This window comes from Variovorax sp. AB1(2024), from assembly GCF_037482385.2.
In the GTDB taxonomy this organism is placed as follows: Bacteria; Pseudomonadota; Gammaproteobacteria; order Burkholderiales; family Burkholderiaceae_C; genus Variovorax.
On sequence record NZ_JBBHKP020000001.1, the window covers coordinates 5,395,034 to 5,419,715 of the forward strand.

The 24,682-nt window shown below is 66.9% G+C and carries 30 protein-coding genes; 10 read left to right on the forward strand and 20 right to left on the reverse strand.

Features of this window, described 5'->3' with window-relative positions:
- Positions 1-125: 125 nt before the first annotated feature.
- Both grxC and WIX39_RS25245 read right to left on the reverse strand, forming a co-directional pair.
- Entirely contained in the window at positions 126-386 is a 261-nt protein-coding gene (gene grxC / locus WIX39_RS25240) for a glutaredoxin 3 (protein ID WP_409196135.1), read from the reverse strand.
- Positions 387-406: 20 nt separating this feature from the next.
- Complete coding sequence (locus tag WIX39_RS25245; RefSeq protein WP_409196369.1) at positions 407-790, reverse strand: rhodanese-like domain-containing protein; 384 nt, start codon at positions 788-790, stop codon at positions 407-409.
- A gap of 105 nt (positions 791-895) precedes the next feature.
- Between WIX39_RS25245 and gpmA the strand changes: the two genes are divergently transcribed.
- The 3 genes from gpmA to WIX39_RS25260 all read left to right on the forward strand — a co-directional run bounded on the left by gpmA (position 896) and on the right by WIX39_RS25260 (position 3,965).
- On the forward strand, positions 896-1,639 hold the full coding sequence (gpmA, locus tag WIX39_RS25250; protein WP_081265992.1) for a 2,3-diphosphoglycerate-dependent phosphoglycerate mutase: 744 nt from the start codon (positions 896-898) through the stop codon (positions 1,637-1,639).
- A gap of 103 nt (positions 1,640-1,742) precedes the next feature.
- Positions 1,743-3,185, forward strand: coding sequence for a S41 family peptidase (locus tag WIX39_RS25255; RefSeq protein ID WP_081266027.1), 1,443 nt, complete (start codon positions 1,743-1,745; stop codon positions 3,183-3,185).
- A 12-nt stretch (positions 3,186-3,197) separates the two neighbouring features.
- Positions 3,198-3,965 carry a HesA/MoeB/ThiF family protein gene (locus tag WIX39_RS25260; RefSeq protein WP_409196136.1) on the forward strand — a complete coding sequence of 256 codons (768 nt, stop codon included), beginning with the start codon at positions 3,198-3,200 and terminating at the stop codon, positions 3,963-3,965.
- A gap of 7 nt (positions 3,966-3,972) precedes the next feature.
- Here WIX39_RS25260 and WIX39_RS25265 read toward each other — a convergent pair whose 3' ends face one another.
- Positions 3,973-6,006: an AsmA family protein gene (locus tag WIX39_RS25265; RefSeq protein WP_409196137.1), complete on the reverse strand. Its 2,034-nt coding sequence runs from the start codon at positions 6,004-6,006 to the stop codon at positions 3,973-3,975.
- A 236-nt stretch (positions 6,007-6,242) separates the two neighbouring features.
- On the opposite strand from WIX39_RS25265, the gene WIX39_RS25270 reads away from it, so the two are divergent.
- Positions 6,243-6,638 (forward strand): response regulator, encoded by a 396-nt coding sequence (locus WIX39_RS25270; RefSeq protein WP_409196138.1) that lies wholly within the window; start codon positions 6,243-6,245, stop codon positions 6,636-6,638.
- Between the two features lie 40 nt (positions 6,639-6,678).
- On the opposite strand, the gene WIX39_RS25275 is transcribed toward WIX39_RS25270, so the two are convergent.
- Positions 6,679-7,311: a response regulator gene (locus WIX39_RS25275; protein WP_007837167.1), complete on the reverse strand. Its 633-nt coding sequence runs from the start codon at positions 7,309-7,311 to the stop codon at positions 6,679-6,681.
- Positions 7,312-7,443: 132 nt separating this feature from the next.
- Between WIX39_RS25275 and WIX39_RS25280 the strand changes: the two genes are divergently transcribed.
- The 6 genes from WIX39_RS25280 to WIX39_RS25305 all read left to right on the forward strand — a co-directional run bounded on the left by WIX39_RS25280 (position 7,444) and on the right by WIX39_RS25305 (position 11,017).
- Entirely contained in the window at positions 7,444-8,763 is a 1,320-nt protein-coding gene (locus WIX39_RS25280) for a CHASE3 domain-containing protein (RefSeq protein ID WP_409196370.1), read from the forward strand.
- Between the two features lie 194 nt (positions 8,764-8,957).
- A complete protein-coding gene (locus WIX39_RS25285) occupies positions 8,958-9,122 on the forward strand; it encodes a DUF1328 domain-containing protein (RefSeq protein ID WP_081265997.1) in 165 nt (54 codons plus the stop codon).
- A gap of 54 nt (positions 9,123-9,176) precedes the next feature.
- Entirely contained in the window at positions 9,177-9,551 is a 375-nt protein-coding gene (locus WIX39_RS25290; protein ID WP_081265998.1) for a hypothetical protein, read from the forward strand.
- A 35-nt stretch (positions 9,552-9,586) separates the two neighbouring features.
- The gene (locus WIX39_RS25295) at positions 9,587-9,970 is read left to right on the forward strand and encodes a phage holin family protein (protein ID WP_081265999.1); all 384 of its coding nucleotides are present in this window, start codon (positions 9,587-9,589) and stop codon (positions 9,968-9,970) included.
- Positions 9,957-10,460 carry a hypothetical protein gene (locus WIX39_RS25300; protein WP_409196139.1) on the forward strand — a complete coding sequence of 168 codons (504 nt, stop codon included), beginning with the start codon at positions 9,957-9,959 and terminating at the stop codon, positions 10,458-10,460. Before WIX39_RS25295 ends, WIX39_RS25300 begins: the two co-directional genes overlap by 14 nt.
- A complete protein-coding gene (locus tag WIX39_RS25305; protein WP_409196140.1) occupies positions 10,457-11,017 on the forward strand; it encodes a ferritin-like domain-containing protein in 561 nt (186 codons plus the stop codon). Before WIX39_RS25300 ends, WIX39_RS25305 begins: the two co-directional genes overlap by 4 nt.
- A gap of 103 nt (positions 11,018-11,120) precedes the next feature.
- Here the strand turns inward: WIX39_RS25305 and WIX39_RS25310 are convergent, their stop codons facing one another.
- The 16 genes from WIX39_RS25310 to ubiE form a co-directional block, all read right to left on the reverse strand.
- Complete coding sequence (locus WIX39_RS25310; protein ID WP_106937046.1) at positions 11,121-11,639, reverse strand: BON domain-containing protein; 519 nt, start codon at positions 11,637-11,639, stop codon at positions 11,121-11,123.
- A 72-nt stretch (positions 11,640-11,711) separates the two neighbouring features.
- Positions 11,712-11,909 carry a CsbD family protein gene (locus tag WIX39_RS25315; RefSeq protein WP_409196141.1) on the reverse strand — a complete coding sequence of 66 codons (198 nt, stop codon included), beginning with the start codon at positions 11,907-11,909 and terminating at the stop codon, positions 11,712-11,714.
- Between the two features lie 126 nt (positions 11,910-12,035).
- Positions 12,036-12,857: a DUF429 domain-containing protein gene (locus tag WIX39_RS25320; protein WP_409196142.1), complete on the reverse strand. Its 822-nt coding sequence runs from the start codon at positions 12,855-12,857 to the stop codon at positions 12,036-12,038.
- Between the two features lie 7 nt (positions 12,858-12,864).
- Complete coding sequence (locus WIX39_RS25325) at positions 12,865-13,746, reverse strand: EamA family transporter (RefSeq protein WP_081266005.1); 882 nt, start codon at positions 13,744-13,746, stop codon at positions 12,865-12,867.
- 7 nt (positions 13,747-13,753) lie between these two features.
- Positions 13,754-14,176 carry a BLUF domain-containing protein gene (locus WIX39_RS25330; RefSeq protein WP_081266006.1) on the reverse strand — a complete coding sequence of 141 codons (423 nt, stop codon included), beginning with the start codon at positions 14,174-14,176 and terminating at the stop codon, positions 13,754-13,756.
- Between the two features lie 3 nt (positions 14,177-14,179).
- Entirely contained in the window at positions 14,180-14,911 is a 732-nt protein-coding gene (gene folE, locus WIX39_RS25335) for a GTP cyclohydrolase I (protein WP_106937044.1), read from the reverse strand.
- A 73-nt stretch (positions 14,912-14,984) separates the two neighbouring features.
- Positions 14,985-15,758: an endonuclease/exonuclease/phosphatase family protein gene (locus WIX39_RS25340; RefSeq protein ID WP_081266008.1), complete on the reverse strand. Its 774-nt coding sequence runs from the start codon at positions 15,756-15,758 to the stop codon at positions 14,985-14,987.
- Positions 15,755-16,231, reverse strand: coding sequence for a dihydroneopterin triphosphate diphosphatase (gene nudB, locus WIX39_RS25345; RefSeq protein WP_081266009.1), 477 nt, complete (start codon positions 16,229-16,231; stop codon positions 15,755-15,757). The genes WIX39_RS25340 and nudB overlap by 4 nt, the downstream gene beginning before the upstream one ends.
- Positions 16,232-16,238: 7 nt before the next feature.
- A complete protein-coding gene (aspS, locus tag WIX39_RS25350) occupies positions 16,239-18,044 on the reverse strand; it encodes an aspartate--tRNA ligase (RefSeq protein WP_081266010.1) in 1,806 nt (601 codons plus the stop codon).
- A 37-nt stretch (positions 18,045-18,081) separates the two neighbouring features.
- Positions 18,082-18,714 (reverse strand): DUF502 domain-containing protein, encoded by a 633-nt coding sequence (locus WIX39_RS25355; protein WP_106937043.1) that lies wholly within the window; start codon positions 18,712-18,714, stop codon positions 18,082-18,084.
- A gap of 9 nt (positions 18,715-18,723) precedes the next feature.
- Positions 18,724-19,059 carry an FmdB family zinc ribbon protein gene (locus tag WIX39_RS25360; protein WP_106937042.1) on the reverse strand — a complete coding sequence of 112 codons (336 nt, stop codon included), beginning with the start codon at positions 19,057-19,059 and terminating at the stop codon, positions 18,724-18,726.
- A gap of 105 nt (positions 19,060-19,164) precedes the next feature.
- Positions 19,165-20,616, reverse strand: a complete 1,452-nt coding sequence (locus tag WIX39_RS25365; protein WP_081267962.1) for a sodium:solute symporter family protein — start codon at positions 20,614-20,616, stop codon at positions 19,165-19,167.
- A 13-nt stretch (positions 20,617-20,629) separates the two neighbouring features.
- Complete coding sequence (gene ubiB / locus WIX39_RS25370; protein WP_081267961.1) at positions 20,630-22,195, reverse strand: ubiquinone biosynthesis regulatory protein kinase UbiB; 1,566 nt, start codon at positions 22,193-22,195, stop codon at positions 20,630-20,632.
- Positions 22,192-22,761, reverse strand: a complete 570-nt coding sequence (locus WIX39_RS25375) for a ubiquinone biosynthesis accessory factor UbiJ (RefSeq protein WP_106937041.1) — start codon at positions 22,759-22,761, stop codon at positions 22,192-22,194. The genes ubiB and WIX39_RS25375 overlap by 4 nt, the downstream gene beginning before the upstream one ends.
- A 53-nt stretch (positions 22,762-22,814) precedes the next feature.
- Positions 22,815-23,846, reverse strand: coding sequence for a Tim44 domain-containing protein (locus WIX39_RS25380; RefSeq protein WP_106937040.1), 1,032 nt, complete (start codon positions 23,844-23,846; stop codon positions 22,815-22,817).
- 32 nt (positions 23,847-23,878) lie between these two features.
- Positions 23,879-24,610: a bifunctional demethylmenaquinone methyltransferase/2-methoxy-6-polyprenyl-1,4-benzoquinol methylase UbiE gene (gene ubiE, locus WIX39_RS25385; RefSeq protein ID WP_081267958.1), complete on the reverse strand. Its 732-nt coding sequence runs from the start codon at positions 24,608-24,610 to the stop codon at positions 23,879-23,881.
- Between the last annotated feature and the right edge of the window lie 72 nt (positions 24,611-24,682).

Sequence of the window (24,682 nt, forward strand, 5' to 3'; positions counted from 1 at the left end):
CTGAACTTTCGAGGATCAAAACAATGCCCGCCGGGGAGAGGTTCCCGCAGCGGGCTGCAGATGAATAGGCGAACGATTATCGCCCGACGCCCGGGTCGCTCCCGCGACGCCGGTTGCTTTCTGTTTCAGGCGCCCTGCAGCAGGGGCACGAGGCCGCCGCGGCTGTCGAGGGCCATCAGGTCGTCGCAGCCGCCCACGTGGGTGTCGCCGATGAAGATCTGCGGCACCGTGCGGCGCTGGGTGATTTCCATCATGGTGCTGCGCGCCTGAGGGTCGGTGTCGATGCGGATCTCTTCGATCTGCTCGACGCCCTTGGACTTGAGGATTTGCTTCGCACGCGTGCAGTAGGGGCAAACGGCGGTGGTGTACATCTTGACTGCTTGCATACGATTCATCTCGGGGAGGTTCAGGCCTTTTCAACCGGCAGGTTAGCCTCTTTCCAGGCTTTCAGCCCGCCGGCTACCGCTTGGGCCTGCTCGTAGCCGAGCTTCTTGGCAATGGCCACGCCGCGCTGGGCGCGGGCACCGGTGGCGCAGACCAGCAGCAGCGGCACGTTCTTGTTCTTGACCGCGCCGGTCAGCTTTTCCTCGAGCTGGTTCAGCGGCACGTTCCTGGCGCCGATCATGTGGCCGGCGGCAAACTCTTCGGGTTCGCGCACGTCGACCAGCACCGCACGCTCGCGGTTGATGAGTTGCACGGCGCCCTGCGCGGTGAGCGTTCCGCCGCCCGCCCCCCGCACCAGCGGCCAGGCCAGCATGGCACCCGAGCTGAGTGCGATCAGGATCAGCATCCAGTTCGCGGTGACGAATTCGATCAATTTCACGGGGGTTCCTTGAATGGCAAACCGGGGATTTTAGAATGCGGGGTTTCGCAAGCGCAGCCAAAGGCCTCCCACATGCACAAACTGGTATTGATCCGTCACGGTGAATCGACCTGGAATCTTGAAAACCGCTTCACCGGATGGACGGACGTCGACCTCACCGAGACCGGCGTGGAGCAGGCCAAGCAGGCCGGCCGGCTGCTCAAGGCGGAGGGCTACGACTTCGACGTCGCCTACACGAGCGTGCTCAAGCGCGCCACCCGCACCCTGTGGCACACGCTCGACGAGCTCGACCGCACCTGGCTGCCGGTGGTGCATTCCTGGCGCCTCAACGAGCGCCACTACGGCGGCCTGCAGGGCCTGAACAAGGCCGAGACCGCCAAGAAATACGGCGACGAGCAGGTGCTGGTCTGGCGCCGCAGCTACGGCACCCCACCGCCGCCGCTGGAAGCCAACGACCCGCGCAGCGAGCGCTCCGACGTGCGCTACGCCAAGCTGTCGCCCGAGCAGATTCCGCTGACCGAGTGCCTGAAGGACACGGTCGCCCGCGTGCTGCCGTTCTGGAACGAATCGATGGCGCCGGCCATCCGCGCCGGGCGCCGCCTGGTGGTGGCGGCCCACGGCAACTCGATCCGCGCTCTCGTGAAGTACCTGGACGGCATCTCCGACGACGCGATCGTCGGGCTGAACATTCCGAACGGCATTCCGCTCGTCTACGAGCTGGACGACGATCTCAAGCCCCTGCGCAACTACTACCTCGGCGATGCCGCCGCAGCCGAAAAGGCCGCCGCCGCGGTGGCCTCGCAGGGTAAAGGCTGAAGAAACCCTCTCCCGCCGGCCCATTCGTGGAACCCCGGCAGGCAATTTGCTTCCAAGCTGTGTATATTGGTTCGACAGCCGCCGACAAGGACAACCACTCATGATGGGCCAGAAACTGAAGATCACCGGCTGGGTCGCCGCCGGCGCCGTTGCAGGCGTCCTGACCACCGTCTCGTTGCAGACAGTCGCACGCGGTTCGCTTGCGCCACTGCCGCTCGAGGAATTGCAGCAGCTCGCTGCCGTCTTCGGCATGGTCAAGAGCGACTACGTCGAACCGGTCGACGAGAAAAAGCTCATCTCCGACGCCATTTCCGGCATGGTCGCCGGGCTCGACCCGCACTCCCAGTACTTCGACAAGAAGTCCTTCAAGGAATTCAGGGAAGGCACGACCGGCCGGTTCGTCGGCGTGGGCATCGAGATTTCGCAGGAAGACGGCCTGATCAAGGTCGTCTCGCCCATCGAGGGCTCCCCGGCATTCCGCGCCGGCCTCAAGCCCAACGACCTGATCACCAAGATCGACGACACCGCCGTGCGCGGCCTGTCGCTGAACGAGGCGGTCAAGCGCATGCGCGGCGAAGCCAACACCAAGGTGCTGCTGACCATCTTCCGCAAGGACGAGAGCCGCACCTTCCCGGTGACGATCACGCGCGAGGAAATCCGCACGCAGTCGGTGCGCGGCAAGATCATCGAACCCGGCTATGGCTGGATCCGCCTGTCGCAGTTCCAGGAGCGCACCGTCGACGACTTCGTCAAGAAGATCGACGAGATGTACAAGGAAGACCCGAACCTCAAGGGCCTGGTGCTCGACCTGCGCAACGACCCGGGCGGCCTGCTCGACGCGGCGGTGGCGGTGTCCTCGGCATTCCTGCCCGAGAACGTCACGGTCGTCACCACCGACGGCCAGCTGGCCGAGAGCAAGTCGATCTACAAGGCGGCGCCGGAGTTCTACCAGCGCCGTTCGGGCAGCGATCCGCTGCGCAGCCTGCCCGCGGCGCTGAAGACCGTGCCGCTGGTGGTGCTGGTGAACGAAGGCTCGGCCTCGGCCAGCGAAATCGTTGCCGGCGCGCTGCAGGACCACAAGCGCGCCACCATCATGGGCAGCCAGACCTTCGGCAAGGGCTCGGTGCAGACGGTTCGCCCGCTCGGCCCGGACACCGGGCTGAAGATCACCACGGCGCGCTACTACACGCCGAGCGGCACCTCGATCCAGGCCAAGGGCATCGTGCCCAACGTGCTGGTCGACGAAAGCGCCGAGGGCAGCCCCTTCGCCGCCCTGCGCATGCGCGAGGCCGACCTCGAGAAGCATCTGGCCAGCGGCCAGGGCCCCGAAGTCAAGGACCCGGAACGCGAAAAGGCCCGCGACGAAGCGCGCAAGCGCCTCGAGGAAGAAGCCAAGAAGCCGCCGCAGGACCGCAAGGTGCCCGAGTTCGGCACCGACAAGGACTTCCCGCTGGTGCAGGCGCTCAACCGCCTGAAGGGCCAGCCGGTGCTCGTGAGCAAGACGCAGGTCATCGTCGACAACAAGGAAGAAAAGAAGGAAAACTGAGCCTGGTGGCGCATGGAAGATAGCCAGCTGCTGCGCTATTCGCGCCACATCCTTCTTGAGGAATTCGGCATCGACGGCCAAGAGCGCGTCAGTGCCGGGCGGGTTCTCATGATCGGCGCCGGCGGGCTGGGCTCGCCGGTGGCGCTCTACCTTGCCGCGGCAGGGGTCGGCCGCATCGTGCTGGTCGACGACGACGAAGTCGATCTCACCAATCTCCAGCGCCAGGTGGCCCACACGCATGCGCGCGTCGGGTTGTCAAAGGTCGAATCCGCCGCGCAGGCCATGCGCGACATCAACCCGGGTATTTCCATCGAGACGCACGCCGTGCGCGCCGACGAGGCATTGCTGTCCCGCCTGGTCAGCCAGGCCGACGTGGTGGTCGACTGCTGCGACAACTTCGCCACCCGGCAGGCCGTCAACCGTGTATGCGTGGCCCATGCCAGGCCGCTGGTGGCAGGCGCGGCGATCCGCTTCGACGGGCAATTGAGCGTCTACGACACGCGCGACGCCGCCTCCCCCTGCTACGCCTGCCTGTTCCCGCCCGATGCGACTTTCGAAGAAACGCGCTGCGCGGTGCTTGGCGTATTCGGCCCGGTGGTCGGCACGATCGGCACGCTGCAGGCCAGCGAGGCGCTCAAGCTGCTCGCCGGCATCGGTCCGTCATTGGCGGGCAAGCTGCTGATGTTCGACGGGCGCAGCACCAGCTTCGACACCTTGCGGGTCGCGCGCGACCCGCAGTGCAGCGTCTGCGGGCAACGCCCCGCTCAAACGGCCGCCTAGGGTCCGATCAGGGCTGCTTCACAGGCTGTTTCACAGGCTCCTTGGCAGCCTTGGCCCTCGCGGCGCCGTTGGCCGCCGCACCCGCCGTCGGGCGGTTCGCATCGCCCAGCACACCCTGGCAGTCGGCGTTCTCGCCCGGACCGGTCTCGATGGTCGCGGCCAGCGCCAGCAGCGGGTTGATGGCCCCCAGCGCCAGCGCGGCAAGCCCGCGCTCGGCCAGCGGCGCCACCTGCAGGCCGCCCTTGGGCGACCCGAAAGTACCGTTCACCACCAGCGGCGTGCGGATCGACAGGATGTTCTTGCTCTTCGGCTCCGGACGGATCACGAAGTCCAGCCCCTCGGTCGCGAGATTGGCCTGCCCTGTGGCCGTGAACACCGCGTTGGTGGTGTCCACCACCAGCGTGCGTCCGGTCATCACCCCCTTGTCGACATCGAACGCCAGCGCCGCGCAGCGCAGTTCGACGTTGCGGTCGCCGCGCAGCAGGAACTTGATGATGTCGCCGCCCACCAAGGTCGCGAACACCGGCAGCAGGTTGCCGAACTGGCCACGCCCTGAAATCACCGCCACGTCGCCGGAGACGCCGCCCAGCCAGTTGGCCACAGTACTGCCCGAGCCCGACAGGTTCACGCGCCCGTCCAGCCGCCCCACGCTGTTGCCGGTGGTTTCCAGCTTGGGGAACAGGCGGGCCAGCTGCATGGCGCGCACGTCCAGCGACGCGCGGATGTCGGCGGGATTCTTCGATGCGTCGATGCGGATCGCCCCGCCCAGCTTGCCGCCGGCCACGCCCAGGTCGAGCGGATCGAGCGTGAGCACGCCGCTGTCCAGCTTGACCTGCACGCTGCCGCGGTCGAGCGGGATTTCGCGCACGTTCTGGATGCGGTCGGCGGTGTATTTCACGTCGGCATTCATCGCGCGCAGGCGCTCGAAATCCAGGGGCGCCGTCGGCAGCACCTTGCCGCCGGCCCGCTTGACCTGCGTCACGGTCGGCGGCGGAGCCACGCCTTCCACCGTGTTGGCGGTGCGCGCCGTGGGCGGCAGGCCGATCAGCGGGCCGAGGTCGTCCATGTCCATCACGCGCGAGCGGAGTTCGCCCGACAGGTACGGCAGCTTGCCGGACTGCTCGAAACGCATGTCGCCGGCGATGTCGGACAGGCCCAGCTTGCCCTTGAGGCCGGCCACGCCCCAGAGCGTGCCGCGCTTGCTCAGGTCGCCGCTCAGCGCGTAGGGCGAGGTCTGCGGCAGCGCGATGCCCAGGAGCGGGAACAGCGCGCCCAGGGTCTGGCCCTTGAGCTCGAACTTGGCGTCGATGCCGTCGAGCCCCGACAGCTCGGCCACGGTACCGGCGGCCTTCAGCTGGGTCTGGCCGGCCGCCGCGTTGATTTCCATCGGGAACGGCGGTGCGCCGGCGGCGTTGATCTGGAGCACATTGCCGGTGCGGCCGTTGGCCGTCAGCGGCTGGCCCTTGTAGCGGCCCTTGATGCGGTAGCTGAGCGGCATCTCGCCGCGGCTGGTGTCATAACTCAGGTCGGCGTGCAGGTCGACGCCCAGGTGCTTGGCGAGGAAATCGATCGCCCCGCTGTCGACCTGCACCAGGCCGATGCTGGGCACCGTGCCGGAGTCGGAGGTGTCCTTGCCCAGCGCCCAGGTGCGGCGGCCGTCCTGCTCCATCTGCAGGCCGACCGTGGGCGAGAACAGCGCAAGGCGCGGAATGTTCACCTTGCTGGCCAGCAGCGGCCAGATGCGGATGTCGAACTCGGCCCTGTCCGCCTTCACCAGATAGGGGTCGCGGGCCCATGGCGGATTGGCGAATTCGATGCCGTCGAACTTGACGGTCGCCTGCCGCAGCCCGAGGTTCACGTCGAGCCGGCGCGTGATCTCGAACTTGCGGCCGGTCTTCTCGCTCACGTAGCGGTTGACCGGCCCGCGCAGCACGTCCCAGGGGAAGAACGCCAGCACGATCACCAGCACGGCAAGCAGCAGCACGAGGAAAGCCAGTGACCTCTGCCAAAGGGGCCGGGAGCGGAAGATGTTCGTTGCCATGTTCAGTGGGATACCTTGGGCGCGGCCCATCCAGGGTCGGCAGGAGACCGCAGAAACCGTGCGGCATGGCCTACGGCAATGCTTTGCGGATGCATAGTCGGAACCCGCCTACAACACCCGGCCCCCGAAGCTTGCATGATGCGCCACGAGAAAGCCTCAGTGTCCCATTGCAGGCATTCCCGCAGGCGGGGGCGCTTCGAATGCTCCTGCCAACGTAAGAGGAAGCGCGGTTCGGCATGGATCCCAGATTGCAGACTTACGTCGTTGAAGACAACCTAACGATCCGTGAAAACCTTATTGGCACTCTGGAAGAGCTCACCTGCGCCACCGTCGTCGGCTTTGCCGAGACGGAGAGCGGCGCGCGCGAATGGCTGCGGGACCACGCCGGCGAGTGGGACCTCGCCATCGTCGACCTGTTCCTCAAGCAAGGCAGCGGCCTGGGCGTGCTTCAGGCCTGCCAGGCACGCAGCCCGGCCCAGAAGGTGGTGGTGCTCAGCAACTACGCCACGCCGGACATCCGCCGGCGCTGCGCCGAATTCGGGGTCGACGCGGTGTTCGACAAGTCGAACGAGATCGACGCGCTGGTCGACTTCTGCCTCGCGCAGGCGAACGCATTGCGTGCCGCGGGCTGAAAGCGCCGCGCCGGGCGCCATCCCCGCACCCCTGCCGGCCTCAATCGATCAGCTTGTTCTTCAGCGCGTAGTAGGTCAGGTCGCTGTTGGAGGAGAGGTTCATCTTCTCCATCAGGCGGGTGCGGTAGGTGCTGACCGTCTTCACGGACAGGGACAGCGTCTTGGCGATGTCGCCGGCGGTCTCGCCCTTGGCCAGCTTCAGGAACACCTGGAATTCGCGCTCCGAGAGCTGCTCGTGCGGCGCGGCGTCGTCCTTGCGGTCGAGCTGGCGGGCCAGCAGTTCGGCCACCGCGGGCGTGATGTAGCGCCGGCCCAGGGAAATGGTGCGGATGGCGTTGACGATCTCGATGGGATCGCACTCCTTGTTGAGGTAGCCGCTCGCGCCCTGACGGATCAGGTTCATCGCGTAGTGCTCCTCGGGGTAGCCGCTCAGGATCAGGATGCCCACGTCCGGCGCCTTGGCGCGGATCATGGCGAGCGCGTCGATCCCGCTTTGCCCCGGCATCGAAAGGTCCATGACCAGCACGTCCAGTTCCGTGGTGCGTACCAGTTCGATGGCTTCACGCCCGCTGGCCGCCTCACCCGCCACGCGCAGGTCCACGTGTTCGGAGAAGAACTGCCGGAGGCCGGATCGCACGATGGCGTGGTCGTCCACAATTCCGATTTTGATCATCTGTTACTTTCGTCGTTGTGTTGCGCGCATGCGGGCCGCAACATTCCGCGTCCCTGATTGTTAGTCAATTATTCACGAACTTGCGTAGTAAGCAGCCTTGAAAGTTTCATGCACTGGTTAGCCCCTCCAAAAATGGCCGTGAGCCTGCTGCTCGCGGCGCTCGCCGCGCTGGCCCTCGTCGGTATCAACGAGGCCGGCTACCGGCAGTCCAGCCGCGCCCTTGCCGACATCGAGGAGGCGCAGCAGGTGCGCGGCACGCTCAACCAGATCCTGCAGAACATGCTGGACGCCGAGACCGGCCAGCGAGGTTACCTGCTGACCGGCGAGACGAGCTACAGGCAACCCTACGACACCGCGGTCAAGGAAGTCGACGGCAACCTCGCGACGCTGCGCCGGCTCTATGCCGGCCGGCCGGCCGAACTCAACCAGCTGACGGAGCTTTCCAAGCACGTGCTGCGCAAGGTGGCGGAAATGGACATGAGCGTGCGCCTGCGCCAGGACGGCAAGGAAGACGCCTGGAAGTTCGTCATCACCACCGACGTCGGCCGCGAGGAGATGGATTCGATCCGCGCCACGGCGGGCGAGCTGGTCAGGATCAGCAACGACACGCTGCACCAGAGCCAGGCGCAGGTGCTCAAGTCGCTGCAGCTGGCCCGCATCGGCACCGCCATCGTGGCGCTGGCCGCGCTGATCGCCTTCTTCCTGTACCTGCGGCAGACGCACGCGCTGCGCTCCATCGGCGAGCGGCAGCAGGAAACCCTTCAGCGCGAGCGCAACGCGCTGGAAGACGAGGTGCGGGAACGCACCGCCTCCCTAGCCGAACTGGCCACCCACCTGCAGGACGTGCGCGAAACCGAGCGTGGCTACCTTGCGCGCGAACTGCACGACGAGCTGGGCTCGCTGCTCACGGCCGCGAAGCTGGACGTGGCGCGCCTGAAGTCGCGGCTGGCGGATGCGCCCGACGCCATCCAGCGGCTGCAGCATCTGACCGAGCTGCTCAACAGCGGCATCGCGCTCAAGCGCCGCATCATCGAGGACCTGCGGCCCTCGTCGCTGTCCAACCTCGGGCTGGTCGCCTCGCTGGAGATCCTCGGGCGCGAATTCGCCGAGCGCTCGGGCCTGCAGATCGAGATGGCGCTGGAGCCCGTGGTCATGGACGAATCCCGCCAGCTCACCATCTACCGCATGGTGCAGGAAAGCCTGACCAACATCGGCAAGTATGCGGAGGCCAGCGAGGCCACCATCGTGCTGAAGAACTACGAGAACCACGTGATCGTGGAAGTGGCGGACAACGGCAAGGGCTTCGACACCCTGCGCCTGCGCCCGTCGACGCACGGCCTCGCGGGCATGCGGCATCGCGTGGAGGCCGCCCGCGGCAAGCTGACGGTCTCCTCGACACCCGGCAGGGGCACGCGCCTGAGCGCCATGCTGCCGGTGGTGCGCCCCGCCTGAAGCTGGCGCCGTCATCGGCCCCACCGCCTACTCGGCCATCTCCTACGCACCCCGCCCCCGACCGCTGACAGGTCCGGGCCGGGGGGGCACTTAAGGTTGCTCCTGTGCCATTCGAAGCCTCCTGACTCCCCTGTCTGGAAGCCCCGGATGAGCCGTTTTTCAAAACAACGAGGGAAGCCTCGAAGGAGTTCCACATGCTGCATTACGCCGTGGTGTTTCTGGTCATCGCGCTCATCGCCGCCCTCTTCGGGTTCGGCGGCATTGCCGCCAGCGCGGTCGGCATCGCCAAGATCCTGTTCGTGATCTTTGCCATCCTGGCCATTGCCAGCTTCCTGGGCGGCTTGCTCCGTCGCAAGTAGCGTAGTTACGATCAACAGGCTCCCGCATTTCATCTTCCCGGAAAGGACTTTCACATGAACACGACCAAGACTCCCTCGCAGCTCGCCGACGACGCCCGCCAGACCGCCAATGAAGCAGTCGAAACGACCCGCGCGTATGCACAGAATGCGGTGAATGCGGCGGGCGAAAAGGTCCGCGAACTGCGCCGCGACGCCGAACCGGCCGTCGAGCAGCTCGCAGCCCGCGTGCAGCAGGCGGTCCAGCGCGGCCTCGATGCCGCATCGACCACCAGCGCACGCGCCCAGCGCCGCATCGAGCAGGCCGCCGACGTCACCGGCCGCTACATCTCCGACCAGCCCGTGCGCTCCGTGCTGATCGCCGCAGCCGCCGGCGCCGCCATCACCGCGCTCATCGTGCTGGCCAGCCGCCGCAGCCGGGACGACTACTGATCCGCTGACCGCTCGTTCCACCGATTCCCGGCACCATGCTTCATCCGATTTTTTCCACGGTGCTCGGGCATCCGGAACTCGTCGCTGAACACCTCGCCAACTACGCCGCCCTCGTCCGCCAGGAAACTGCGCAGGCGGGGCGCGGCCTCGTCGCCCGCATCGTCGCGGGGGTGCTGGCCGCGGCCAGCGCCATGCTGGCCCTCGGGCTGATCGGCGTGGCCGTGCTGCTGGGCGTGCTGCACGGCAGCTTTCACTGGGTGCTGGTCGCCGTGCCGGCCGTGGCAGTCGTGATTGCCGCGTTCTGCGCGTGGTACGCCACGCGCCCCAATCAGAGCCACGGTTTCGACGACCTGCGCTCGCAACTCGAGGCCGACCTCCAGGCCTTGCATGACGCCGGAGCCCATCATGGCCAGCGCTGAACGCACACCCCTGACGCCGCAGCAACGCCTGGCACTCTCGCGCCGAGCGCTGGTGCGCCAGCTCAACGGCGGCGGCGAGGACACGCACGACGCGTTTCTGAACCACGCGCCATCCAGCGCGCCCGACGACGACCTGGAATACGAACACCACGCCGCCGCGCAGGCAGGCCGCGCGGATCGCCCCCCGAGCTTCGGCGGCGTCTGGCTGCCTCTGGGCCGCAGCATCCTGCAGCGCTGGTGGCGCCGCCACCCGGCCCATGCGGCAGGCCAGCTGGCCCGCCCGGTGCTCGAGCACTACGCCCGCAAGCAGCCCGCCAAGCTGATGGCCATCGCCGCGGCCACCGGTGCGGCGCTGGTGCTGGTGAGGCCCTGGCGCCTGCTCTCCGTCACGGCCGTGCTGGCTGCGGTACTGAAGACATCCGACGTGGCTGACGTCGTCAACACGTTGATGCAGAAGAACACAAGCCCCCCACGAAAGGACCCCCCATGAAAGCCGATGTTTCCTCTTCCGACAAGGCCTCGGAACACAAGCACCTGGTGCTCGACCAGAGCGGCCTCGACGCCGCGCGCAAGAGCCTGGACGACGGCGCCGTCACGCCCAGCTACGGGCCCTGGCGCGACGACGTGGTCAAGCTGCTGAACGACGCGCTGGCCACCGAACTGGTGTGCGTGCTGCGCTACAAGCGCCACTACTTCACCGCCAACGGCGTCGAGTCGCCGGCCATTGCCGACGAATTCCTCGTGCATGCGAACGAAGAATCCGGCCATGCCGACCGTATTGCCGAGCGCATCGTGCAACTGGGCGGCGAGCCCGACTTCGCACCCAATCATCTGCTGGAGCGCAGCCACGCGGCCTACGACGAATCCTCCGACCTGCAGTCCATGGTGCGCGCCAACCTGATTGCCGAGCGCATCGCGGTCGAGTCGTATCGCCAGATGATCGTGCTGATCGGCGACAAGGACCCGACCACCCGCCGCATGCTCGAGGACATCCTCGCCGACGAAGAAGAGCACGCAGACGAACTGAAGGACTGGCTCGGGCACTGAGCCCACCTGATCCCCCGGGCCTCTGAAAAGGGGCCCGCAAAAGAAAGAGCCCGGAACATCCGGGCTCTTTTTCGTTTGCGGCTCGCTTTCAACCAGAAGCGAATCAGCTCTTCACTTCGAGCTGGTTGTCCACGGACGTCACGCCCTGCACGCCCTTGGCGATTTCCTCGGCGCGTGCCTTCGCGGCGGCGGTGGGCGCCGGACCCTTCAGGCTCACGGCACCGGCCTTGGTGTCGACATTGATCTTGATGGCGCTGAGGTCCGGATCCTTCGCCAGCCCGGCGGAAACCGAGGCGGTGATGGCGGCATCGTCGACCTTCGCGCTCACGGCGGCACCCGCTTCCTTGGCGGCTTCGGTCACATTGGACATGCCTTGCTTGACCTCCGCGGTCGTGCCGGATGCGTCGACCTTGGCCTTGGCTTCGCGCACGGCCTCGCCGGTCTTGGCTGCGGCGGTATCGGCGGCCTGCTCGGTCTTGGCAACGGCGCTGTCGAGCTTCTCGCCAGCGGTGCGGTTGTCAGACTTGTCGCAGGCGGCCAGCGTCAGCGCGGCGCCCGCCAGCAACACGGCAAGCCACGCGCGCGAATGCGGCATGGCGGTGGATTTGGGATGCTTGTTCATTCGATTTCCTCCGTTCGCTCTCTGCAAAGAAAAAGGGCCGCGCGCACCAGACGCGCAGCCCCGTGCGGCAAGTCAGAGCTTGTCTGCGCCCGACTTGATCGCGTCCTTGGTCTTTTCCTTTGCGTCGCCGTAGGTCTTCTGCACCTTGCCGGCGGCCTGGTCGGCAAGGCCTTCGCCCTGCAGCTTTTCGCTGCCGACGACCTTGCCGGCAGCTTCCTTGATCTTGCCCTTGGCTTCTTCGACGCGTCCTGCCACTTGGTCCTTGTTCATGTCGCTTCCTTCCTTCGAGGGTGGGTTAAATACCGTGGGCCGATATGACCCACTGACTTCAATCTAGGCGCTGGCCCGCGACCCCGAACGTGGCGGGAAGCCCGAAGCCATGTAGGACAACAAGGCTCAGGCGGAGACGATCCATCCTTCAAGCGCATCGAAGCCCTGCGGCAGGCCGTAGCCCGGCCCCTCGCTGCCGGCGCGCTGCCGGCCCCATGCGGCCTGCAGGAGGCACAGCACGGCGTCGATGTCGTCGCCGCGCGCATCGGCCAGCAGTTCGGCGCGCTGCGAGGCCGTGACCCCGAGCCGCAGGCCGAGCCGAGAACTGCCGGCTTCGAGCGCGGCCAACAGGTCGGTGCGCGCGGCAAGGCGCTCCGGAGTCTGTTTGCGCTGGTCGTCGCTCTTGTAGCTGCGCCGGCCGATCAACTCGCGCGCGAGCAGCCCCGGATAGGCCTCGAGCGCGATGCGGTCTTCATTGGTGCCCGGATGGAGCCCGGGAATCCGCGCGCCCGATGCCAGGAGCCGCGGAACGCCCGCATGCAGCATGTACGCGACCGGCGGGTTGACCCACTTCATCGACGGGCTCGATCCCGCGGGCAGGTCGGCGGCGCGGTGCGCGAACTTGCCGCCGACGGGGCGGGACGCGCAGAAAGCCGCGAAGGTGTCGCGGATCTGCGCGCGGCTCTGGCCGGCGTAGCGCAACATCAGCGGCTCCCATTGCAGCGGCCAGCCCAGGTGCTCGACCAGTTCGCGCGGCAGGCTGAACGGAAAGTCGAAACCGCCGACCCACGCGGGCGTGCCGCGCAGCCAATCGCCCCACGCGTCGAGCGAGGCAAAGCGCCGCAGGCCGTCGAGCAGCACGACGCCGTCCTTTTGCAGTTCGCCGATGGCAACGACGATGGGCTTGCGCGAGGACGGCGCGCTGGAGAAATCGCAGCCGAACAGCATCGCTGCCTCAGCCCAGTGCGAGGGCCACCACGCCGGCGGCGATGAACATCGCGCCCAGCAGCCGCAGCAGCCGGTCGCCTTCGCGCAGCAGATGACCGCCGATCAGCGCCGCGAACAGCATCGACACCTCGCGCGCCGGCGCGACGTGCGAGATCGGCGCCTGCTGCACGGCGTACAGCACCAGCACATACGACACCGGGCTGAACGCCGCCACCAGCAGCGCATATTTCCATTGCGAGCGCCACATGCGCGCGGTCGTGGCCGGGTCCTTCAGCGCCACCGGCAGCAGCAGCACGATGCGCACGAGGTTGCCGAAGTAGTCCAGCAGGATCGGCGACATGGCGAGGAACTTGACCGCGTAGCTGTCGGCCACCGTGTAGGCCGCGATGAAGCCGCCCGTCAGCACGCCGTAGCGAATGCCCTTGTGGACCCGCTCGCGCTGCACCGGGTCATGCGCCTTGCGCCACAGCTTCGGACCGCCCGCCACCAGGAAGACCCCGAGCACCACGCCCGCGATGCCCGCCACGCCCAGGAGGCTGATCTTCTCGCCAAGAAAGAGCACCGCCACCAGCGACGACAGCAGCGGCCCCGAGCCGCGCGCCAGCGGATACACCACCGTCAGGTCCGACTTGCGGTAGCCGCGCAGCAGCACGACGAAATAGAAGATGTGCAGCACGCCGCTGAGCACGACGAAGCCCCACTCGGCCATGCCCCAGCCGGGCACCACGTTCCAGCCCAGCGTGATGCCCACGGGCGCCCAGATGAGCATGTTGAACACGCTGGTCTGGAAGCTGAAGCGCGAATCGCCGTTCGCCTTCTTGGCGACGATGTTCCAGCCGGCATGGATGATCCCGGCCAGCAGGATCAGCGCGAATGCGGAGAGCGGCACCCCTGGATCAGTGGCGGCCGACGATGGCGGCGGTGGCCATCAGTTCTTCGAGCAGCGCCAGCGAGACCTTGCCCGAAACCGCGTAGGGGTTGAGTTCGGGTTTCTCGGAGTATTTCAGCAGCGTCGAGGCATTGAGCTTCGACAGGTTGACCTGCCCCATCGTCCAGCCGCCGAAGCGGCGCTCGGAGATTTCCTCGTAGTGCAGCAGCACCACGTCTTTATGGCGCGCATCGCGCTGGATGTGGCCGTAGAGCTCGCTGATGGCCATGCGCCCGCCCTCGATGGCCTGCAGGAAGGTGCCCGCGCCATAGCAGAGGATGCCGGTGATGCCGCAGGTGGTGTTGTGCGTGCGCGATTGCGCAAGGATCGACTCGATGGCCTGGGGGCTGGTGTCGACGGCGCGGCTGGCGTAGAGAAGTCGGACCAGCATGGCTCAGCTCTTTCGGGGAAGGAGAGAAAGGAATTCGCGGCGCAGGCTCGGGTCCTTGAGGAACACGCCGCGCATCACGGAGTTGATCATCTTGCTGTCCATTTCCTTGACGCCGCGCCAGGCCATGCAGAAATGCTCCGCTTCCATGACGAGGGCCAGGCCGTCCGGCTGGGTCTTTTCCTGGATCAGGTCGGCCAGCTGCACCACGGCTTCTTCCTGGATCTGGGGACGGCCCATGACCCATTCGGCCAGGCGCGCGTACTTCGACAGGCCGATCACGTTCGTGTGCTCGTTGGGCATGACGCCGATCCAGAGCTTGCCGATGATCGGGCAGAAGTGATGCGAGCAGGCGCTGCGCACGGTGATCGGGCCGACGATCATCAGCTCGTTCAGGTGCTCGGCGTTGGGGAATTCGGTGAGCGAGGGCGGCGCCACGTAGCGGCCGCGGAACACCTCGTTGACATACATCTTGGCGACGCGGCGCGCAGTGTTGTCGGTGTTGTGGTCGTTCTCGACGTCGATGACCAGGCTCTGGAGCACGCCCTTCATCTTGACCTCGACCTCGTCGAGCAACGCTTCCAGTTCGCCGGGCTGGATGAACTCGGCGATGTTGTCGTTGGCATTGAAGCGCTTGCGCGCGGCGGTGATGCGCTCGCGGATCTTGACGGAGACGGGCGTACCCTCGTCGTCGTCTTTTCGATCGGGAAGGGGTTCGACGTCGGTTTTCCTCAGCATGGCGGGGATCGTACCAGTGAATGGCTCCAGAGATTCAGGGCCGCAACGCCCGTCCCTTCTTGGAGCGATGCTATCAATTAAGGAGCGTGAAATCGGCCACCAGCGGCAGGTGGTCGGACATGCGGGCCCAGATGGGACCGCGCGGCACCGTGCAGGCCAGCGGCTCCAGCCTGCGTCCGTAGACGAAGTCGAGTTGGGCCACCGGCAGGCGCGAGGGATAGGTGAGCGTGCGCGGACCGCGCAGGTCGCTGGTGTCGCGCAGGCCCATGGCGTTCATGGCGTAGCGCATGCGCGCGCCCCAGTCGTTGAAGTCGCCCGCCACCACCACGGCCTCGTCGGGCGGTACCTCGCGGTCGATGAATTCGCGCAAACGGGCGACCTGCCGCACCCGGCTGCCCTTGATGAGCCCCAGGTGCACCACGATGGCGTGCACCCGCCGGCCCTCAACGTCGATCACCACGTGCAGCAGGCCGCGCTGCTCGAAGCGATGGTCGGAAATGTCCTGGTGGCTGGTGCGCAGCACCGGCCAGCGCGTGAGCAGCGCATTGCCGTGCTCGCCGTGGCGGGTGACGGCGTTGGTCTCGTAGACGGCGGTGTAGCCCTCGGGCGCGAGGAAATCGGCCTGCGGCAGTTCCGGCCAGTGCGCGAAGCGGGCGGCGGCCTGCCGGTTCATCTTGCGCACTTCCTGCAGGCAGATGATGTCGGCGTCGAGCTGCTCGATGGCATGTCCCAGGTTGTGGATTTCGAGCCTGCGCGCCGGTCCGATGCCCTGCACACCCTTGTGGATGTTGTAGGTCGCGACCCGGAGGCTTTGCGCTGGTGCTGCTGGTGCTGCCGGCTGGTTCATCGCGCAAATTCTGGCAGCAACAGAATGGCTTCGGCGTTCGACGGGGAAAAACAGGCGTCCGCGGCTTGGTGGTAGGGCAGCCATTGCCACGCGGTGTGCTCGCGGGGTTCCAGCACCGGCACCACGCGCTCCGGCACGCAGAGGCCGAACAGATGCTCGGTGTTGTGGGTCACGCCGGGCGCGTAGCGGGCGCGCCAGCGCGGATAGATCTCATAGACGTTGCGCAGCTGCCAGTCGACCAGCTGCGAGGCCAGCGCCGTGCCTTCGCCGCACTGGATGCCGGTTTCCTCGGCCACCTCGCGCGCCGCGGTGAGCGCCAGCGGCTCGTCGGCCAAGTCCTTGCTGCCCGTGACCGACTGCCAGAAGTCGGTTTCGGCGTCCGCGCGCCGGATCAGCAGCACATCGAGCGCCGGCGTGTGGATCACGACCAGCACCGACTCCGGGATCTTCCAGGGCCGGGGGCTGGTCGTCATGGCTGCATCAGGCAGCTTGGGGGGCGTTGCGCAGCTTGATGTGCAGCTCGCGCAGCTGCTTCTCGTCGACCGGGCTCGGCGCCTGCGTCAGCAGGTCCTGTGCGCGCTGGGTCTTGGGGAAGGCGATCACGTCGCGGATCGACTCGGCGCCGGTCATCAGCATGACCAGGCGGTCCAGGCCGATGGCGATGCCGCCGTGCGGCGGGGCGCCGTACTGCAGCGCGTCCAGCAGGAAGCCGAACTTGAGCTGCGCGTCCTCGGCGCTGATCTTCAGCGCGCGGAACACCTTGCTCTGCACTTCCTCGCGGTGGATACGCACCGAACCGCCGCCCATCTCGATGCCGTTGAGCACCATGTCGTAGGCCTTGGCGATGCACTTCTCGGGGGCGGTGTCCATGAGGTCTTCATGGCCGTCCTTCGGCGCGGTGAACGGATGGTGCACGGCGCTCCAGCGCTGGCCTTCCTCGTCGAACTCGAACATCGGGAAGTCGACCACCCACAGCGGTGCCCAGCGGTCGTCGAACAGGCCGCTCTTCTTGCCGAAGGCGCTGTGGCCGATCTTGATGCGCAGCGCGCCGATGGCGTCGTTGACGATCTTTTCCTTGTCGGCGCCGAAGAACAGGATGTCGCCGTTGCGCGCACCCGTGCGGGCGATGATCTCGGCCAGCGCGTTGTCGTCGAGGTTCTTGACGATGGGGCTTTGCAGGCCTTCGCGGCCGGCGGCGGCGTCGTTGACCTTGATGTAGGCCAGGCCCTTGGCGCCGTAGATCTTGACGAATTCCTGGTAGGCGTCGATCTCGCCGCGCGACAGGCCGCCCTCGGCGCCGCCGCCGGGCACGCGCAGCGCGACCACGCGGCCGCCGGCCATGGTGGCGGCGTTGGAGAACACCTTGAATTCCACGCGCTTCATCAGCTCGGTGAGTTCGGTGAATTCGAGCTTCACGCGCAGGTCGGGCTTGTCGGAGCCGTACTTGAACATCGCGTCCGCGTACGTCATGGTCGGGAACACCGGCAGGTCGATGCCCGCCGCGTTGCGGAACACGTTGCGGATCATGCCTTCGAACATCTCGCGGATCTCTTCTTCGGCGAGGAAGGAGGTCTCGATGTCGATCTGCGTGAATTCGGGCTGGCGGTCGGCGCGCAGGTCTTCGTCGCGGAAGCACTTCACGATCTGGTAGTAGCGGTCGTAGCCGGCCACCATCAGCAGCTGCTTGAACAGCTGGGGCGACTGCGGCAGCGCGAAGAAGCTGCCGTCATGCACGCGGCTGGGCACGAGGTAGTCGCGCGCGCCTTCGGGCGTGGACTTGCCGAGCATCGGCGTCTCGATGTCGATGAAGCCGTTGGCGTCGAGGAACTTGCGGGTCTCCATCGTCACCTTGTAGCGCAGCATCATGTTGCGCTGCATGGCCGGGCGGCGCAGGTCGAGCACGCGGTGCGTGAGGCGGGTGGTTTCCGACAGGTTGTCGTCGTCCAGCAGGAACGGGGGCGTGACCGAGGGGTTCAGCACCTTCAGTTCGTGGCACAGCACTTCGATCTTGCCGCTCTTGAGCTGGTCGTTGGTCGTGCCCTCGGGGCGCGCGCGCACCAGGCCGGTGATCTGCACGCAGAACTCGTTGCGCAGGTTCTCGGCCACGGCGAAGGTGGAGGCGCGATCGGGGTCGCACACCACCTGCACATAACCTTCGCGGTCGCGCACGTCGACGAAGATCACGCCGCCGTGGTCGCGGCGACGGTTGACCCAGCCGCACAGGGTAACGGTTTGGCCCATCAGGGCTTCGGTCACGAGACCGCAATAGTGAGTACGCATGGCCATAGAGAGGACTTCCGGCGCCTTGGCGGCGCGTTCGTTTTTATGAGTTGGATGGCTTGGTCGCCAGCACGGCGGGGCCGCCGGGAACGACCACCCCCATCGAGACGATGTACTTGAGCGCTTCGTCCACGCTCATCCTGAGTTCGATGCAGTCGCTGCGCTTGAGCATCACGAAGTAGCCGCCCGTGGGGTTGGGCGTGGTGGGCACGTAGACGCTGAGGAAGTCTTCGTTGCCCAGGTGCGTGGCCACCTCGTTGCCCGGCGCGCCGGTCACGAAGGCGATGGTCCAGACGTTTTCGCGCGGCCACTGGATCAGCACTGCCGTGCGGAACGCATTGCCGTTTTCGGAGAACAGCGTGTCCGAGACCTGCTTGACGCTGGAATAGATGGAACGCACGACCGGAATGCGGCGCACCACTGCATCGCCCCAGCCCAGCAGGCGCTTGCCCACGAAGTTGCTCGCAATGGCACCGACCACCAGCAGGATGGCCAGCGTGAGCAGCACGCCCAGCCCGCGGATGTTGTTTTCGTACAGCCAGCGCTGCCAGGCGCCGGGCAGCACCCAGAGCGTCTGGTCCAGCGTGTCGATGATCCACTTCAGCACCGCCAGGGTGATGAACAGCGGAACGATCACCAGCAAGCCGGAGAACAACCATTTGCGCAAGGCGAGCATGGCGGCCGATCAGTCGCTGCTTGCGGGGGCCGGCGCGGGCGCCGGGGCCGCCGGAGCGGGGCTCGGGGCGGCGGTGGGCGAGGACGCGGCCGGCGCGGAATCGGCGGGCTTGGCGCCGTCGCCCGAGGCGGGCGCCGTGGCGGGCTCGGACTTCTTGCCGCCGCCATCGCGGAAGTCGGTCACGTACCAGCCCGAGCCCTTGAGCTGGAAGCCGGCGGCGGTGACCTGTTTCTCGAACGCGCTCGCGCCGCACGCCGGGCACACCTTCAGGGGCGCGTCGGACATCTTCTGCAAAGCGTCTTTGGCAAAGCCGCAGGCACTGCACTTGTAGGCGTAGATGGGCATGGGAAATCGGGTGGGGAAAAAGCGGCGCAGCTGCCGCTCGCAAAGCCCTCGATTATAGGGGCGCCCCCGCCGAACAGGGCCCGGCATGGGCGCCGGGCCTCAGTCTCAGGCCGGTTCCGTGGCCAAAGGCCGATGCGGCGTGTGAGTGTCCACTACCCATTGCGGCAGCAGCGAGCCGGCCACCATGCCCGCGAACGAGCACAGCACGCCAGCCAGTTGCGCCGGGAACACCGCGCCCCAGGCCGGCACGGCCAGGAACAGCAGCCACACGCCGATGCCCAGCGCAATGGAGGCGATGGCGCCCTGCGTGGTGGCGCGGCGCCAGTAGAGGCCGCAGACCAGCGGCACGAAGGCCCCCACCAGCGGCACCTGGTAGGCGCCCGACACCAGCTCGTAGATCGGCGTGCCCTGCATGCGGATGGCGTAGGCCAGCACCGCGGCGCTGAACAGCAGCACCGTGATGCGCATCGTCATGAGGTTCTGGCGGTCGGTGCCGGCCGGGCGGAACTGGCGCCAGATGTTCTCGGTGAAAGTGACGCTGGGCGCCAGCAAGGTGGCCGAGGCGGTCGACTTGATGGCCGACAGCAGCGCGCCGAAGAACAGCACCTGCATCACGAACGGCATCTTCTGCAGCACCAGCGTGGGCAGCACCTTCTGCGGATCTTCCTTCAGCAGCGTGGCGGTCTGCTCCGGCATGATCAGCAGCGCGCTGGCCACCAGGAACATCGGCACGAAGGCGAACAGGATGTACGCCAGGCCGCCGATGACCGGGCCGCGCGTGGCCGCCTTCACGCTGTTGGCCGACATCACGCGCTGGAACACGTCCTGCTGCGGAATGGAGCCGAGCATCATGGTGATGGCGGCCGCGAAGAAGAACACCATGTCGTGCCAGCTGGGCTCGGGCCAGAACTTGAACAGGTCCTTGCTGACCGCGAAGGCCACCACCTTGTCGGCGCCGCCGGCCATGGAGCCCGCGAACATGGCGATCACCGCCAGGCCGGCCACCAGGATGATCATCTGGATGAAGTCGGTCACGGCCACCGACCACATGCCGCCGAACAGCGTATAGGCCAGGATCGAGATCACGCCGATCACCATGCCCATCGGGATGCTGATGACGCCGGCCGACAGCAGGTTGAACACCAGCCCCAGCGCCGTGACCTGCGCCGACACCCAGCCCAGGTAGCTCAGCATGATGATCAGCGAACACGCCACTTCCACGCCGCGGCCGTAGCGCTCGCGGTAGTAGTCGCTGATGGTCAGCAGGGTCATGCGGTAGAGCTTGCCCGCGAAGAACAGGCCCACCAGGATCAGGCAGGTGCCCGCGCCGAAGGGGTCCTCGACCACGCCGTTGAGCCCGCCTTCGATGAACTTGGCCGGGATGCCGAGCACCGTTTCGGAGCCGAACCACGTGGCGAACGTGGTCGTGACGATCATGAAAAGCGGCAGGTGCCGTCCGGCAATGGCGAAGTCGGTGGTGTTCTTCACCCGCTTGGCGGCGTAGAGGCCGATCGCGATGGTGACAAGCAGATAGACGATGACCAACGTCAGCAGCACGACGGAAACTCCTCTAGAACAGACGCACGCGCACCAGCAACTGCATGGCGAGCAACCCCAATACAAAACCTATGCCACCGTAGACGATGGTTTGTAACAACCGATTCGTGCGCTTCTGCTCGGCCAGCAGTTCGAGCAGCTCGCGGCGGTTGTCGGCGGGCCGATTTTCGAGGAAATCGTGCAGCAGCCGCGGCAATTGGGGCAGCAATTTGGCGTACCGGGGCGCTTCGGCCCGGAGCTGCTGGAACAGTTTCTTGGGGCCGATCTGGTCGACCATCCACTTCTCGAGGAAAGGCTTGGCGGTGGCCCAGAGGTCGAGCTCGGGGTCGATGTTGCGGCCCAGGCCCTCGATGTTGAGCAGCGTCTTCTGCAGCAGCACCAGCTGCGGCTGGATCTCGACGTGGAAGCGGCGCGAGGTCTGGAACAGGCGCATCAGCACCATGCCCAGCGAGATTTCCTTCAGCGGCCGGTCGAAGTACGGCTCGCAGACGGTGCGGATGGCCGCCTCCAGCTCGTCGATGCGGGTGCCCACCGGCACCCAGCCGCTTTCGAGGTGCAATTCGGCCACGCGCTTGTAGTCGCGCCGGAAGAAGGCCACGAAGTTCTGCGCCAGGTATTCCTTGTCCGACTCGGTCAGCGTGCCGATGATCCCGAAGTCCAGCGAGATGTAGCGCCCGAAGGTCTCGGGCTCCAGGCTCACCTGGATGTTGCCGGGGTGCATGTCGGCATGGAAGAAGCCGTCGCGGAACACCTGGGTGAAGAAGATCGTGACGCCGTCGCGCGCCAGCTTGGGAATGTCGACGCCGGCCGCGCGCAGGCGGTCCATCTGCGCAATCGGCACGCCCTTCATGCGCTCCATCACGATGACCTCAGGGTGGCAGAAGTCCCAGAACATCTCGGGGATCAGCACCAGGTCGAGCTCTGACATGTTGCGGCGCAGCTGGGCCGCGTTGGCGGCCTCGCGCACCAGGTCGAGTTCGTCGTGCAGGTATTTGTCGAACTCGCCGACCACCTCGCGCGGCTTCAGCCGCTTGCCATCGGCCGAGAGGCCCTCGACCCAGCCGGCCATCATGGCCATGAGCGCCAGGTCTTTCTCGATCACGCCGCGCATGTTGGGGCGCAGCACCTTGACCGCGACCTCGCGCAGTTCGCCCTCGTTGGTGCGGATGGTCGCGAAGTGCACCTGGGCGATCGATGCGCTGGCGATGGGTGTCTCGTCGAACTGCACGAACACGTCGCCCACCGGACGGCGGAACGCGCGCTCGATGGTGGCGATCGCCACCGCCGAGGGGAACGGCGGCACGCGGTCCTGCAGGAAGGCCAGTTCGTCGGCGATGTCGGGCGGCAGCAGGTCGCGCCGGGTCGACAGCACCTGGCCGAACTTCACGAAGATGGGGCCGAGCCTTTCGAGCGCCTCGCGCAGCCGCTGGCCGCGCGGCGCGTCGAGGTTGCGGCCAACGGACACGACGCGCGCGACCACGCGCAGCCAGGGCTTCTGGAAGCTCGTGAGCACGAGCTCGTCGAGGCCGTACCGCAGCGCGACCCAGACGATGAACAAGCCGCGATAGAAGCGCCTCATTCGGCGTTGCTCGCCGAGCCGGTCGTCGAAGCGCCGGCGCGCGCCGTGCGGTCGCCGACGAACTGGCGCAACGCGCCCACCACGCGCCGCACGGCGTTGCCGAGCGTGTGCGCGGGCACGTCGCCGATCACGCGGGCAAGGTCGTCCTCGATGTCCCAGCGCACGTGATCGACCAGCCAGTTGACCTCTGCGGCCAGCTGCACGTCACCGATGATCTGCACGGAGGGCTTGTCGCCGCGCAGCGTGGCGCGGGCGATGTCGAAGGGGGAATCTTCGGTGACGGTGAGCGTGAGCTCGGGCACCGAGCCTGCCGGGGCCAGGTCGATCAGGCCGGCCGGCGTGGCCACCAGTTCCATGGTCACGAAGCGCCACTGGAAGCGCACCACCCGCCCCTGCTGGCGCAGAAGCCGCTGCTGGGCTTCAGGCTCCTGCTGCAGCACGTGGTTCAGGAACAGGACCGCGCGGTGCTGGATCTCGTGGACTGCCCAGTCCGGCGGCTGGAGGCGCTCGCCGATGCGATTGAAGAGGTCGCCGAGAAAAGAAAAAGGGGACGATGGTGTGGCCATAGTCCCCATTATCCGGTCTGTACCGCGGCCGGGCGCCGGCCGCGGCCCGGTTTTTACTGCAGGGCCTGCACGCCGGCAACCAACCAGCCGCTGGTGCCGCTGATGGGCTTGGTCATGTTCCAGACTTCGCGGAACGGGCCGGGGCCCGCCGAGGCGTCTTCGCGGATCATGCCGGAGAACTCCACGCTCGCCATGTAGGCGTCGGGCAGCTCCTCGATGCCGAGCAGCTTGGCGTCGAGCATCACGACTTCGGTCTTGTTCGACGCGCCGCCGGTGTGGCTGGCGCGGTCGGCCAGCTGCGAGCGGATCTCGTCGACCATGCTGTCGGTCATCATGGAACGCAGCATCGACACGTCGGCGCGATCCCATGCGTCCTGCAGCGTCACGAAGTTGCGCTTGGCGGCGCCGAGGAAGCCCTCGACGTCGAAGCCGGCGGGAATGCCCCACGACTGCGAACCACCCAGTGCCGAGCCGATCATGCTGCCGCCGGCCGCCGCACCCGCTGCGGAAAGGCTGCTGCCGTGGCCTGCGGCGGGCGTCGCGTCGAATGCGGTCGCATTGCGCTCCCATGGGCGTGCCGATGCGTCGTTGCCCACGTTGGCCGGGCTGTACTGCACCGGTGCGCTGGCATTGCTCGGGCTGGCGCCCGCGCCCTGGAACGCGAAACCGCCCTGGCGGCTGGCGCCCGAGGCTTGCTGCGAGCGTGCCTTGATCATGCGCCACGCCACCACGCCGGCCAGCACGAGCAGGCCGATCAACAGGATGTTGCCGAAGCCCGCGCCGAGGCCGAGCGAATTTGCGAGCCATGCGAGGCCCAGGCCGGCCGCGAGGCCGCCGAGCATCGCACCCCAGGGGCGCTTCGGTGCGGCGGCCGCGGGAGCGGCGGCACCGGGCTTGGCCGCTGCCGCGTTGGACGCGCCTTGCTGCGCGGGCGCGCCGGGCGCTGCCGGCGGAGTGGCCTGGCGCTGCGTCACGTTGGACGACTGGCGTCCCACCGACTTGCCGCCACCCATGCGGGCCGCTTCGGCCTGGACACTGCCCAGCACCATCGCGACCGCCAAGAACAAAGTACCCAAACTCTTCATGTCGTCTCCTCTTGAGCGAAAGATTCGCCTCATCAACATTTGATTCCAACATGGAGGGCGGCGATGCCACCAGTCATGTTGTGATAGTCCACATGTCCGAAACCGCCCTCTTTCATGAGGGTCTTGAGCTCCTCTTGCGAGGGGTGCATCCGGATGGATTCGGCCAGGTAGCGATAGCTCGCGTCGTCGCCGGCCACGAGCTTGCCCAGGCGCGGCAGCACGTTGAAGGAGTACCAGTCGTAGGCCTTGGCCAGCGGCTTGGCGACCTTCGAGAACTCCAGCACGAGCAGCTTGCCGCGCGGCTTGAGCACGCGGTTCATCTCTTTCAGCGCGATGTCCTTGTGGGTCATGTTGCGCAGGCCGAAGGCCACGGTGACCACGTCGAAGTGGTTGTCGGGGAAAGGCAGCTTCTCGGCGTCGCAGACCATCGTGGGCAACGACACGCCGGCGTCGAGCAATCGGTCGCGGCCGGTGCGCAGCATGGCTTCGTTGATGTCGGTGTGGACCACCTCGCCGGTGGCGCCGACCTTCTTGGCGAAGGCCAGGGCGAGGTCGCCGGTGCCGCCCGCGATGTCGAGGACACGCGAGCCTTCGCCCACGTTCGCGACCATCACGGTGTAGGCCTTCCATGCACGGTGCAGGCCCGCGGACATCAGGTCGTTCATGACGTCGTAGCGCGAGGCGACCGAGTCGAAGACGCCGCGTACGCGTTTCGCCTTCTCGCTTTCGTCGACTGTTTCGAAGCCGAAGTGTGTGGTGCTCATGCAACCGATGTTAGGCCGGAAGCCTTCACATCAAGCCGACGACCCCGCACGCACGGCGGACATTTGTTGCTT